The 12,821-nt window shown below is 66.0% G+C and carries 12 protein-coding genes and 2 pseudogenes; 9 read left to right on the forward strand and 5 right to left on the reverse strand.

What is annotated here, in order from left to right; translation table 11 throughout:
* Positions 1-5 precede the first annotated feature (5 nt).
* Positions 6-452, forward strand: a complete 447-nt coding sequence (locus OL239_RS19270; protein WP_329609330.1) for a 4-alpha-glucanotransferase — start codon at positions 6-8, stop codon at positions 450-452.
* On the opposite strand, the gene OL239_RS02810 is transcribed toward OL239_RS19270, so the two are convergent.
* The 4 genes and pseudogenes from OL239_RS02810 to OL239_RS02825 all read right to left on the reverse strand — a co-directional run bounded on the left by OL239_RS02810 (position 449) and on the right by OL239_RS02825 (position 4,788).
* Positions 449-1,684, reverse strand: a complete 1,236-nt coding sequence (locus tag OL239_RS02810; protein ID WP_268910654.1) for an ABC transporter permease — start codon at positions 1,682-1,684, stop codon at positions 449-451. The genes OL239_RS19270 and OL239_RS02810 overlap by 4 nt on opposite strands.
* Complete coding sequence (locus OL239_RS02815; protein ID WP_268910655.1) at positions 1,681-2,562, reverse strand: ABC transporter ATP-binding protein; 882 nt, start codon at positions 2,560-2,562, stop codon at positions 1,681-1,683. Before OL239_RS02815 ends, OL239_RS02810 begins: the two co-directional genes overlap by 4 nt.
* A 149-nt stretch (positions 2,563-2,711) precedes the next feature.
* Positions 2,712-3,415 (reverse strand): annotated as a pseudogene (locus OL239_RS02820) (response regulator); the annotation flags it as partial.
* Between the two features lie 107 nt (positions 3,416-3,522).
* Entirely contained in the window at positions 3,523-4,788 is a 1,266-nt protein-coding gene (locus OL239_RS02825; RefSeq protein ID WP_442864274.1) for a sensor histidine kinase, read from the reverse strand.
* A 312-nt stretch (positions 4,789-5,100) separates the two neighbouring features.
* Here OL239_RS02825 and OL239_RS02830 point away from each other — a divergent pair.
* Both OL239_RS02830 and OL239_RS02835 read left to right on the forward strand, forming a co-directional pair.
* A pseudogene (locus OL239_RS02830) lies at positions 5,101-6,275 on the forward strand (M20 metallopeptidase family protein).
* Positions 6,276-6,284: 9 nt separating this feature from the next.
* Positions 6,285-6,743 carry a DoxX family protein gene (locus OL239_RS02835; RefSeq protein ID WP_268910657.1) on the forward strand — a complete coding sequence of 153 codons (459 nt, stop codon included), beginning with the start codon at positions 6,285-6,287 and terminating at the stop codon, positions 6,741-6,743.
* Positions 6,744-6,769: 26 nt separating this feature from the next.
* Here OL239_RS02835 and OL239_RS02840 read toward each other — a convergent pair whose 3' ends face one another.
* Positions 6,770-7,828, reverse strand: a complete 1,059-nt coding sequence (locus OL239_RS02840; protein WP_268910658.1) for an SMP-30/gluconolactonase/LRE family protein — start codon at positions 7,826-7,828, stop codon at positions 6,770-6,772.
* 201 nt (positions 7,829-8,029) lie between these two features.
* On the opposite strand from OL239_RS02840, the gene OL239_RS02845 reads away from it, so the two are divergent.
* The 6 genes from OL239_RS02845 (at position 8,030) to OL239_RS02870 (ending at position 12,821) form a co-directional block, all read left to right on the forward strand.
* A complete protein-coding gene (locus OL239_RS02845) occupies positions 8,030-8,161 on the forward strand; it encodes a hypothetical protein (RefSeq protein WP_268910659.1) in 132 nt (43 codons plus the stop codon).
* A 121-nt stretch (positions 8,162-8,282) separates the two neighbouring features.
* Entirely contained in the window at positions 8,283-9,326 is a 1,044-nt protein-coding gene (locus OL239_RS02850) for a DUF222 domain-containing protein (protein WP_268910660.1), read from the forward strand.
* 47 nt (positions 9,327-9,373) lie between these two features.
* A complete protein-coding gene (locus OL239_RS02855; protein WP_268910661.1) occupies positions 9,374-9,808 on the forward strand; it encodes an HNH endonuclease in 435 nt (144 codons plus the stop codon).
* Positions 9,809-10,058: 250 nt separating this feature from the next.
* Positions 10,059-10,700: an ABC transporter permease gene (locus OL239_RS02860; RefSeq protein ID WP_268910662.1), complete on the forward strand. Its 642-nt coding sequence runs from the start codon at positions 10,059-10,061 to the stop codon at positions 10,698-10,700.
* Positions 10,693-11,991: an ABC transporter ATP-binding protein gene (locus tag OL239_RS02865; protein WP_268910663.1), complete on the forward strand. Its 1,299-nt coding sequence runs from the start codon at positions 10,693-10,695 to the stop codon at positions 11,989-11,991. Before OL239_RS02860 ends, OL239_RS02865 begins: the two co-directional genes overlap by 8 nt.
* Positions 11,988-12,821 carry an ABC transporter permease gene (locus tag OL239_RS02870; RefSeq protein WP_268910664.1) on the forward strand — a complete coding sequence of 278 codons (834 nt, stop codon included), beginning with the start codon at positions 11,988-11,990 and terminating at the stop codon, positions 12,819-12,821. Before OL239_RS02865 ends, OL239_RS02870 begins: the two co-directional genes overlap by 4 nt.

Below are 12,821 nucleotides of genomic sequence, written 5' to 3' on the forward strand. Positions count from 1 at the left end.
CAACCGTGAACACCCACGACCTGCCGCCGGCGGCCGGCTATTTGGCAGGCGAGCATGTTGACCTTCGGGCATCTCTTGGCCTGCTCAGCCGTCCGGTGGAAGAGGAGCGGGCGGCCGATGAGGCGTCCCGGGAAGCTGTCCTGTCCTTGCTGCGCAGCCGTGGACTGCTGCGGGGCTCCGGTTCCGGGCCGGAAGCCGGCGCGGACCGGATTCAAGAGACGGTCGAGGCGCTGCATTCCCTGATTCTGCAGACGCCGTCGGTGCTGCTCGGGGTGTCGCTGACCGATGCGGTGGGGGAGCGGCGGACCCAAAACCAGCCCGGTACGGGCACTGAATATCCCAACTGGCGCATTCCCCTGTGCGGGCCGGAGGGGCAGGCCATCCTGCTCGATGACCTGCCCGCCAATGACCGCTTCAACTCGCTGGCGGAGCTGATGCGGCGGTCGATCTAGGACTCCAGCTTCATGGCCTTGCGGAGGGTCAGCGCGCCTCCGCTCTGCATCACGGCGCGGCGGTAGATGTTCTCGCTGAAGCGCAGCAGGGCGTAGGCCGCGGCCAGTGCAACGGCCAGGGCCAGGAGTGTCTCCCAGAGGGGAACCTCGGAGCTGAGCATCCGGATGGGCATGGCCACGGAGGACACCACCGGTACATAGGACGCGATGACCAGCAGCTGCCCCTCGGCAAAGAGTCCGGCAAACAGCGCCGCAAAGACCACGGCAAGCACCGGGGTGGAGCTGTTGTTCAGGTCTTCGCTGCGGCTGGCCATCGCCCCGAGCATTGCCCAGGCAGATGCCAGAATCAGGAACCCGGCGAGGAAGAACACCAGGAACCAGCCGGAGGCCGGGATGATCATCCCCACCATGTCCGCCGTATCGGTCATGTTCAGCGCCAGCAGTGCGGCGCCGCCGTACAGGGCCAGCTGGACCATGGCCAGAACCGTATTGCCGGCCACCTTGCCGTAGAGCAGCTGCCGGATGGGAATGGCCGTGGCCAGGATTTCCACGACCCGGTTTTGCTTTTCCTCCAAGACCGAACTGGCAATGGCCATGCCGAAAATGATCGCTGACATGTAGAACAGGAAGCTGAACGCAAAGCCCACCACGGTGGCCAGGACGGCATTTTCGGCGCTGCCCTGGATAAGTTCTTCCTGCAGCTCGCTGCCGGCCAGCAGCTCCGGGCCGGTGCTTCCGGCGGCTTCGGCGTTGTCATTAATAACGCTGAGCCGCAGAGCTTCGGCTACCGGAGTGCGCAGGCCGTTGTCGATGTCCTCGCCGCCGACCAGTGTCCAGGTGCCGTCGGAGCCCTGCAGCAGGGCGGCATCGGCTTCCCCGCCGCTGACCAGGTTCCGTGCGGCTTCCGGGGAGTCTGCGGTGACCGTGTCGAACGTGGTGTTGCTGTTTTCCGCGGAGGCGAGTTCGTGCGCGGCCCCGACCACTGACTGCGCGGAGTCTGAAGCCACGGCCACGGTGTAGTCGGTGCCCCGGTTGGCCATGTAGGCGTTGAAGACGACGGCGCCGACAATCAGTACCAGGGTGACCACGGTGGAGATCAGGTAGCTGCGGTCGCGGGCCTTCACCATGACCTCCCGCAGAGTGACGATGGCCCAGGGCGGAGTGTTGCCGCCAGTCTCATCGGACCGCTGCGGAGCCGGGGAATCGGGACGGCGGGTCTCTACGGTGCTCATGCTGATACCTCCCGGTAGATTTCGCTGAGGGACGGCCTCAGGGGCGTGAATTCTTCAACTGTGCCGCGGGCCATGGCGGCGCCGAGAATGCGCTGGGCAGCGCCGTCGCCGTCGAACTCCAGCACTGCTGTCGGCCCGGCCACGTCGATGACCTGCAGCCCCGGCTCGTCGCGGAGCCAGCCGGCATCCGGGGAAACGGTCATGCGGTGCCGGCGGGGCACACTGGCCCGAAGCTGTTCGCTGGAACCCGCGGCCATGACCTTTCCGGCTTTGAGGACCACCAGGTTGTCGCAGAGCCGATCCACGAGGTCCAGCTGATGGCTGGAGAACAGGACGGGAACACCGTCGCGGGTGCGTTCGCGCAGCAGTTCCACCATGGAATCCACGGCGGCGGGATCGAGTCCGGAAAACGGCTCGTCCAGGATCAGCACGTTGGGCCGGTGCAGCAGCGACGCGGCAATCTGCACCCGCTGCTGGTTGCCCAGGGACAGCGATTCCAATTTGTCCTTGAACCGGTCCGCGAGCGTGAAGCGCTCCAGCAGGTCCAGGGCCTCACGCCGGGCGGCCGAGGAACTCATCCGGTGCAGCTGCCCCAGATAAATCAGCTGGTCCAGGATGGGCTGCTTCGGGTAGAGGCCGCGCTCCTCGGGCATGTAGCCGAACTTGGCGCGGGCAGCTGCCGTCACGGGTGAACCGTTCAGGAGCACCTCGCCGGCGGTCGCCGTCAGCACTCCCATGATCATGCGCATGGTGGTGGTTTTACCGGCGCCGTTGCCGCCCACGAAACCGGTCATTTGGCCGGCGGGGACGTCAAAGGTGACGCTGTCCACCGCTGTTTTATCCCCGAATTTTCGGGTGAGGTCGGAGACCTGCAACATCGTGGCTGCTCCTTTCCCGGCGGGCCGGGCGTTGTCAGGGAAAGCTTCTTCCTCGACCTTACGGGCGGGCGCAGCACTGCAAATCGGCCGGGCGGGTGAATCTGGCCGGGATCAGGGACGCCGGGTGCCGGAGCCTTCGGGGGGAGCCTCCCCGGAAGGATGAGGCCGGACTCGTAGGCGAAGACCACGGCCTGAACGCGGTCACGGACTTGGATCTTGGCGAGCAGATTCGAAACATGCGTTTTGACCGTTGCCTCGGCCACGAACATGCGGGCGGCGATTTCAGCGTTGCTGCAGCCGGCGGCCACGTTCACCAGCACTTCCCGCTCGCGGGCGGTCAGGAAGCCAGGAGCCGTGCCTCTTCCGGCGGGACCGGGCGTGCCGGTGCCGGTCCGGCGGCGGCCGGGTCCGGAGCCGACTCGGCGCCGAGCTGGCGCGCGAACCGTTCAATCACGCGGACGGTAACCTCCGGTGCGAGCAGGGCGTGCCCGCCGGCGACTGCATGCACAGCGGTCACCAGGTCATCCGGATCGGCGTTCTTGAGGAGGAATCCGCTGGCTCCGGAGCGGATGGCGTCAAACAGGTAGTCGTCGCGTTCAAAGGTGGTCAGGATGATCACCTTGGCGGTTCCCGCCTGCACCACTGCTTCCGTCGCCCGGATGCCGTCCAGGACCGGCATCTGGACATCCATCAGGATTACATCCACCGGATGGTCGGCGGCGAAGTCCACCGCCTCGCGGCCGTTGGCGACCTGCCCCACCACCGTGATCTCGTCCTCCACGGAGAGCATCATGGCGAAGCCAGCCCGGACCAAAGCCTGGTCATCCGCCAACAGGACCCGGATAGGTTCCATGGTGTGCATTCACACCCTTTCGTGCGGGAAGGGCCGCCCGCAACCGGCAGGGTGCCCACCGGCCCCGGACTTACCGTACCCCGGTCAAGCGGCCCGAAAGCAGAAGGTTACCGTACGGGGAAGCGGACCCGGACCCGCCAGCCGCCGCCTGCCCGGGGACCGATTTCGGCAGAGCCGCCGTGCAGCGCGGCCCGCTCGCGGATGCCGCGCAGGCCAAACCCCGAGCCGGCGGTGTTTGTTGCCCGCGGCCGGCCGTCGTCGACTGACTCAACTTCGACCCATTCACCCTCTTCCGACCTGCCGGTCCGCAGCGCGACCACGGCTGACCCCGCCGTCGAGTGCCGCCGTACGTTGGCCAGCGATTCCTGCACGGTCCGGTAAATGGACAGGCCCAGCGGCGCGGAGATGCGGTCGATGATCGATGCCGGGTCACCGGCCTGATGGAAGGACACCCGAAGCCCCATCGCCTCATGTTCCGCAATCAGTGCCGGCAGGTCAGCCAGCCCCGGCTCGGGGTGCCGGTGGGCACCGCCGTCGAATTCGGTGGCCGTTTCCTGCCCGTTGCGCAGCACACCGAGCAGGGAGCGCATTTGGGCCACCGCATCCCGGGACGAGGCCTCAATCGTCTGCAGGGCACCGGCCGTCGCGGCGGGTTTCTTCTCCAGGACCCGCCGGGCAGCACCGGCCTGGATGCCGATCACCGCAATGTGGTGGGCGACGACGTCGTGCAGTTCGCGGGCGATGCGCAGGCGCTCGTCGATCACGGCCTGCCGGGCCAGCTCCGCGGCCTGTTCCTCCAGCTGGGCCGACTGCTGCGCGAGCTGCTCCCGCTGGTGGGCGCTGCGCCAGGAGATGATGCCAAAGAGGATCGCCCCGCCGAAGTAGGCCGCGTTAAGGAGGAACGTAAAGATGGCGTAGGAGACCATCGGCGGCAGCAGGCCGCTGGAGTGTTCGCTTTGTTCCTGCAGTTCCTGGAGGAGGGACTCATAGGCATTGCTGACGGTGAAGGACAACAGCAGCCACAGGGCCATTGCCGCTATTACCAGCACCAGGGCCAGGCGCAGCAGGCGGCGGTTCCGGGCCCAGGCCACTCCCGAGTATATGGCGGCAAAGTACGCCCCCTGGAAGGCAAGCTGGACGGCGAGGATGGGCATGTACATGCCCAGTACCAGGAAGAGCGCCGATGACACGAGCAGGACGGTGACCGGAAAGCGGCGCCGCACCGCCAGCGGCAGCACCATCAGCGCCATCACCAGATGCTGGAGCCAGAACGGATGGTCCTCTGCGCCCATGCCGCCGAAACCACGGATGCTCTCGAGCATGAGGGCACTGAGCAGCAGGACGACGGCGGTGCCGAGGATGTCCCGCCGCAGCTGCTCCCGCGTGGGTCCCGGGCGCTCCCAGTCGTCACCGTTTTGCCAGGGCCGGAGGCTGGGCCGGCGCGGCCGTAAGCGGCTGCCGGGTCCGCGCCGCCGGTGCCGGGGTCGGAATCCACGGTCTCAATCATGCAGCCCAGTCTACGATTTCGGCTCCGGCGGCGGCTCCGCCGCACGGATGATGCGCGGGCTGCGACCGCTCCGGAGGGCCGCCGCGGCTGTGCTGGCGGGAAAGGGATGGTTTACTGCCTTAGGTAGCAAGTTGGGCACAACGACGGCCGGGCATCGGCGCAGATGACAGGACACAGCATGTTTGTTGATGAAGCACAGGCGATTCTCCCTGAACTGGTGGCACTGCGGCGTGCCCTGCACCGGGAGCCGGAAACCGGGCTCGAACTCCCCGGACCCAGGAAAAGATCCTGGCGGCCCTGGACGGGCTGGGACTGGAAGTCAGGCTGGGCGTGAAGTCGACGTCCGTGGTCGCAGTGCTGCGCGGCGCCGAGCCGGGTCCTGCGGTGCTGCTGCGCGGAGACATGGACGCCCTGCCGGTCACGGAACTGACCGACCTGGAGTACGCCTCCACCAACGGCAATATGCACGCCTGCGGCCATGACCTGCACGTGGCCGGGCTGGTGGGCGCCGCCAAGCTGCTCTGCGCACAGCAGCAGGACCTTGCCGGGAGCGTCGTCTTTATGTTCCAGCCGGGCGAGGAAGGCCATGACGGTGCCAGCCTGATGCTGGACGAGGGAGTGCTCGACGCCGCGGGGGACCGTCCCGTCGCCGCCTACGGCATCCATGTGCGCCCCGGTCCGCTGGGAGTCTTCCGCACCAAGCCGGGAACACTGATGGCCGGTGCGAATGAGCTGCGGATTACGGTGAAGGGTTCCGGCGGCCACAGCTCCCAGCCGCAAACCGCCGTCGACCCCGTTCCCGCCCTCACCGAAATTGCCACGGCGCTGCAGACCATGGCCACCCGGCGCTTTTCAGCCTTTGACCCGATCGTGCTCACGGTGACCCAGCTCGAAGCGGGTGAGGCGATCAACGTCATTCCGGACACGGCCAAATTGGGTGCGTCGGTGCGCACGCTGTCCGAAGAGTCGCTGGACCGGGTAGTGGTGGAGTCCAGGACGCTGGCCGAGGGAATCGCCGCCGCCCACGGGTGCAGCGTGGACGTGGACTTCACCGTCCGTTATCCCGTAACCCGCAACGACGCCGGCCGGACGCAGGAAGCCCTGACCGGACTCCGGGAGGTTTTCGGTGAGGACCGGGTGCTGGAATCCCGGGACCCGCTGATGGGCTCGGAGGATTTCTCCCTCGTCCTCAACGAAGTTCCGGGCACGTTCATTTTCCTGGGAGCGACGCCGCCGGGCCTGGACCCGGACACTGTTGCCTGGAACCACTCGCCGCGGGTGCTGTTCGATGACTCGGTGCTGGGCGACCAAGCCGCCGCCCTGGCACAGCTGGCCTACAACCGGCTCACGTAGGCTTGTTTCATGCCCGTCTCACATCTCATCACTGCCGCTGCCAAGCCGGCTCCGCCCACGTCCAAGCGCCGCCGGGCCGGAGCGATTGCCCTTGGCGCCTTCCTGGCCTTCGCCGGCACCTCGCACCTGACCTTTGCGCGTGAGGAATTCCAGGCCCAGGTGCCGGGCTGGGTGCCGGTGGATGACGACGTCGTGGTGCTGCTTTCAGGCGTGGCGGAGCTCAGCCTCGGCGCGGCGCTGATCCTGCTGCGCAAGCGCCGGGTGCCCGTCGGGCTGGCCGCGGCGGCGTTCTTTGTCGTGATCTTTCCCGGAAATATTTCCCAGTACCTGACCCATACCGATGCCTTCGGCCTCGACACGGACGGAAAGCGCCTGGTGCGGCTGTTCTTCCAGCCGCTGCTGGTGATCTGGGCGCTGTGGTCCACCGGTGCCTGGAAAGACCTGCAGGCCGCGTTGACGAAGCGGTAGCGGCGGGAACCCGGCCGCTGTTCCGGTCAGCCGCCGTTGGACTGGCGGATCCCGCTGCCGAGGGCTTCGAAGGAGTAAACGAAGCCGCCGTCGTCCCCGCTGACCGTCATGTAGGCCTCGGTGCTGCCGGGATTAATCGCCACGTTGGTGGCGGAGGACAGGCCCCCGGCGGCGTCGTCCGGAACCGAGACCGTGGCGAGGTGTTTGCCCTGAGGGCTGTAGACGAAGATGCTCGGCTGGCCGTGCACAGCCTGGTAGATGTTGCCGTCGGCATCCACTGCGTTGGAATCGATCTGGCTCTTGCCGCCGCTGAAGTGCAGGCCCGGATGCGAGGTTGTCACTTCGGTCCGGTCCCCGTTCAGGCCGAGGTAGTCAACTCGGTTTGCCGAGTACTGGCTGACCCACAGACCCTTGAAGTCCTCGGTGAAGGAGATTCCGTTGGGGGCCGGGAGGTCCTTTGCCAGAACTGTCGGTTCGGCGGTGTCCTTGTCGAGCCTTACAACCCTTCCCTGTGCTTCCTCGGCCGGACCGTCGTGGCCGGTGGTGTCGCTGAGGAAAAGGTGTCCGTCCGCGTCAAAGGCAAGGTCGTCGAGCTTCATCTGCGTGCCGTCCACGTCGCCGGCGAAGAACGTCTGCGGATCCGTGCCTTCGGCAGTGATGCTCTGGACCTTTCCGCCGACATAGTCCGTCAGGTACAGCCGCCCGTCCTGCGGGCTGAACTGCGCCGAGGTGAAGGCGCTGGCCTCGTCCGTGTAGATCCCCTCGACGCTGCCTTCCCCGACATCGACCTTGAGGACCTTGGGGTCGCCCGGAGGAGCGGTCACGTCGACGACGAACAGGCCGCCGTCGGGCCCGAACGTGGGCCCCTCGATCAGGGTCATTCCCGATTCCGGGTGAACCTCACTGACCTGGGCCACCTTTTCGGCGGTGATCCCGGCGGCGTTCTCCGCGGCGGGATTTGTGCTGCCGTCCCCGGGGGATGCAGCCGGCACGGGCTCTCCGGCACAACCGACGAGGGCGCTGATCATTCCCAGCGCCGCTGCTGTCTGCAAGATTCTGGTGGACTGGGTTGTGCGTTCTGACATTCGGGCTCCATTACGGGACGTGGGGGGTCCTTGGGCCGGCCGGGAACCGTGCAGTCCTTTCCAGACTTAGGAGCGCAGCCGCCCAAAGTGCTTAGGGTAATCCTAACCTTTTACGGGGCCGAAAGGTCTTGAGCATCCTTGATGCCGGCCATCCAGCCTAGGTTTTGTGAACTCCCAACAAGCTCCCAATCTGATTTGGAGTTGGGAGTTTACTCAGTCGGCAAGCTGGGCGGCGAGGTATCCACTGACGCAGAGTTTTTCGGTGCAGCAACCGTGATCGTCACCACCCCTATCCTCCAGGAAGCGGCTCGAATCGTGATTGCCGATGTTTGAAAAATGGTTGCGTGGCACTGATTACTCTGAGTAATTTTGGCCAAAAGTCCGGTACTGAAAAGGTGAATTTGCGGCTCCACTAACCCCGGGATAGTGCGGTTGTGGGGATAAAATAGAACACATGTACGAAGTGACGCCGGAGGGTGGAAATCACGCCGATGACCGAACCAGTGAAGGAGCTGATTCGGATAATTCGGTGCTGACCCCGGACGCCGCCCTCGTGAAGCGCTGGACCGGTACCCTGGCCGGTTCTGCCGGTTCTGCTGTGCCGGAATCCCGCTCCACTCCGGATGAACATCTTCTGACCTCCCTGATCGATCAGATCCGGACCCTGGAGGAACTCAAAGCGGCGGCTTCGGCGGCGCAGGCCCGGGCCGCGGCGGTATTTGACGCCATGACCCGGCGAGCCCAGTCAGCGGCCGGTGTGCGGCCGGAGCATCTCGGCAAGGGAGTCGGTGCGCAGATTGGGTTCGCCCGCCGGGAGTCGCCCGCCCGCGGAACCCGGCTGCTGGGTCTGGCCCGGATTCTGACCCGGGAAATGCCGCACACCCTGCATGCCCTGACACTGGGCGTAATCAGCGAGTGGCGGGCAACCCTTCTGGTGCGGGAGACCGCGTGTCTGACGCTGGAGGACCGGCAACGGATCGACGAGCAGGTGGCGGGGAACCTGGCCGGCCTGGAACAGCTGGGCGACCGGCAGTTGGTTGCCCGGATCAAGACGCTGTCCTATGCGCTGGACCCGCACGCCGTGGTGAACCGGGCCGCCAAAGCGGTGTCGGAACGGTTCGTGTCCTGCCGGCCGGCACCGGACACCATGACCTATGTAACCGCCCTGCTCCCGGTCGCCCAGGGGGTGAGTGTCTATGCGGCCCTGACCCGGGAAGCCGACCGGCTGCGGGCCGCCGGAGACGTCCGGACCAAGGGGCAGATCATGGCAGACTCCTTGGTGGAGCGCACCACCGGGCAGGCCCATGCCGAGGACGTCCGGATCGAAGTGCAGCTGGTCATGACGGACCGGACGCTGCTGGCTGGAGCCGCAGAGCCGGCGGTGCTGCCCGGGTATGGGATGATTCCCGCTCAGACTGCCCGAAATATGGTCCGCAGCGATACCCGCACGGGCGAAAGCCCCGACCCAGCCACTTCCTCAGCGCGGCACAGCGAATAAGCACGGCGCCGCGCGTAGCCGGCTCTAAATCGGAGAAGGCCAGGCAGGTGTGGTTGCGCCGGCTGTACACGGCGCCGTCCACCGGGCAGCTCGTGGGGATGGACTCCCGGGCGCGGCTGGTTCCGGACGGTATGGCCCGGTTCATCGCAGTCCGTGACCAGGTGTGCCGGATGCCCTGGTGTGGAGCTCCGATCCGGAATTTTGACCATGTCCGTCCCTTCCATGACGGCGGGAAAACCAGCGTCGACAACGTTCAGGGCCTGTGCGAGGCCTGCAACCAGGCCAAGGAAGCGCCCGGCTGGAGCTCTTCGGTCCAAGTGGACGGAACAAGGGATCCGCACTCTGCTGCACCCCGGCACACGGTCCGGACGCAGACGCCCACCGGGCACGTTTACCGTTCCACGGCTCCACCGCTGCCGGGACGAGTCATCCGGACGGCAACCTCCGCGAGTCCGGCGGGCGCCACAACTACCCCGGAATAACCACACCATCCGAGCACGATGGCGGGCCCTCAGCGGAAGCCGCCATCGGTTTAGGCAATAAAGTCAAAAATCACGTAACAAGAGCACACATTCATTGTGCTAAGGACTGTTACGAAAAGGTTGCGGTTCGCCCGGACGCGGGTAATAAACGGGCCGCAGCAACCGCAGGCCATTACGTTGGCCAGTGGAAATTCCCGGCCCGAAAAGGGCATGGTGAACAATACGTAACTGATGTGAAGAAGGTCTTGATGTGTTGGAATTCGTGCGCGACAGGGCGGAACAAATCCTCTTTGCCAGCTGGCAGCATTTCAGCCTGGTCTTCCAGTGCCTTCTCCTCGCTACCGTCCTGGCCGTTGTCGTGGCAGCACTGGTCTACCGCAGCACCACGCTAAGCAGTGTTGCCAACAGCCTCTCGGCCATTGGCCTCACCATCCCGTCCTTCGCCCTGATCGGCCTGCTGATCGCCCCGCTGGGCTTCGGCCCAACCCCCGCCGTCGTCGTGGTGGCGTTCTTTGCGGTCCTGCCCATCCTGCGCAACGCCGTCGTCGGTTTGTCCGGCGTCGCCCCGTCCGTGGTGGAGTCCGCCCGCGGAATCGGCATGAGCCGGCTGCGCACGCTGCTGACCGTGGAACTTCCGCTGGCCTGGCCGGTCATCCTGGCCGGTGTGCGAGTGTCCGCCCAAATGGTCATGGGCATCGCCGCCGTTGCCGCCTACGCACTGGGCCCGGGCCTGGGCGGGTTTATCTTCAACGGCCTCTCCCGGCTGGGCGGTGCCAACTCCATTGAATCGGTGGCTGTCGGCGTCGTCGGCGTCATCCTGCTGGCCCTGATCCTTGACCTATTCCTTGTCGGCCTCGGCCGGCTCACAACTCCGCGAGGTATCCGTGTCTGAGACCCAAACCGTCACGCCCGGCGCTGCCGGAACCGCTGGAAAGAACACCGGTGCGAGCATCCTGCTGGACAACGTCACCAAGCAGTATCCCGGCCAGGCCAAGCCGGCCGTGGGAGGGCTGACCCTGGAAATCCCGCCGGGCAGCATCGTCATGTTCGTGGGCCCTTCGGGCTGCGGCAAAACCACCACACTCAAAATGATCAACCGCCTGATCGAGCCGACGGAGGGCAGCATTGTCCTCAACGGTGAAGACGTCACCACCATGGATGGCGACAAGCTGCGCCGCCGGATCGGCTACGTGATCCAGGCCGGCGGGCTCTTTCCCCATATGACCGTGGCAGCCAACATTGGGATCGTGCCCAAAATGCTCGGCTGGAGCAAGGCGGAGATCGCTGCGCGGGTGGACGAACTGCTGGAGCTGGTCTCCCTGGATCCCGCCCTGTACCGGGACCGGTATCCCCGCGAACTTTCCGGCGGGCAGCAGCAGCGGGTGGGCGTGGCCCGGGCACTGGCAGCGGATCCGCCCGTCCTGCTGATGGATGAGCCTTTTGGTGCCGTGGATCCCATCACCAGGCAGCGGCTCCAGGACGAACTCCTGAACATCCAGTCCGAACTGAACAAGACGATTGTCTGCGTCACCCATGACTTCGATGAAGCCGTGAAGCTCGGCGACTGGATCGCCGTCTTTGATGAGGGGGCGCAGCTGGTCCAGTACGACTCCCCGGAGCGGATCCTGGCCAATCCGGCCAACGAATTTGTGGAAAACTTTATCGGTTCCGGTGCCGGCCTCAAGCAGCTCACCCTGACCCGGGTTAATGAAGTCGAGCTGGAAACAGCCCTCACCGCAGCCCCGGGCGATCTGGCCAGCGACGTGATGTCCCGTCTGCAGGGTGCCGGGGCGCAGCAGGCCGTTGTCCTGGATTCACGGCGCCGGCCGATTCAGTGGCTCACCCGCCGCCAGCTCAGCCGCTTGGAACGGGTGTCGTCAACGGTGGACTCCAAGCTGCCGGTGATTGGTGACCGCGCCACCCTCAACGACGCGCTGGACACCATGCTGGTTTCCAGTGCCGGCGCGGCTCTGGTGACCGGGCCCCGCGATGTGTTCCTGGGGCTTATCACGGTTGAAACCGTGATGCAGGCCATCACCGATGCGCATGAAGCGGCGCTTGAGGGGGCTTCGGCAGCTCCGGTGGGCATCAACAGCGGCCTGATCGAGCGGGCGCATCAGTACGACGACGGCGGTGAAGGATCCGTGCCTGAACCAGCCACATCCGCCGGGGGCCGCGAATGAGCACCGCGGAAAGAACCTCACCGGCCGGGGTTCCCGGAACGGCCGCCGCCGCGGGTGAAACCGCTGCGCCGGCAACTGCTGCCCTGGCAGCCGAAACCGTCGCTAAACCAACTCCCTGGCGGGCACTCGGGCTGCAGCTTGCAGCCATTGGCATCGGGTTTGCGGCATTGGTCCTCTGGCTGCTGACCGCTGACCTGACCGCCACTGAGCAAACCACTCTGGAGCCCGGCGCGCTCTGGGGCTACACCGTGGACCACTTGGCGCTGACTGCTGTCGCCGCGGTTATCGCCCTGGCCATAGCAGTTCCCGCCGGTGTGCTGCTGACGCGCGGCCCCTTGCGGAAGCTGACCGGCCCGGCCATGGCCCTGGCCAATATTGGCCAGGCCGCTCCCGCCATTGGCCTGGTGGTGCTCCTTGCCTTCTGGCTCGGATTCGGTTTTTGGGCCGCCGTGGTGGCGCTGGTCGCGTATTCGGTTCTGCCGGTCATGCGCAACACGATGGTGGGGCTGCAGCAGGTGGACAGGCAGCTGGTCGAAGCGGGCCGCGGCATGGGCATGAGCTCCACCGCAGTCCTGTTCAAAGTGGAACTGCCGCTGGCGGTTCCGGTGATGCTGGCCGGAGTGCGCACTGCGCTGGTGCTGCTGGTGGGAACCGCCACACTTGCCACCTTCATCAACGGCGGGGGTCTTGGGATCCTCATCACCACCGGCGTGAACCTGAACCTGACCACGGTGTTGATTGCCGGTGCGGTACTTGTGGCGCTGCTGGCCCTGGCCGTGGATTGGCTGGGCAGGGTGGCCGAGCAGCTGGCCCGCCCGAAAGGACTATGA

Source organism: Arthrobacter sp. ATA002 (assembly GCF_026898095.1).
In the GTDB taxonomy this organism is placed as follows: Bacteria; Actinomycetota; Actinomycetes; order Actinomycetales; family Micrococcaceae; genus Arthrobacter_B.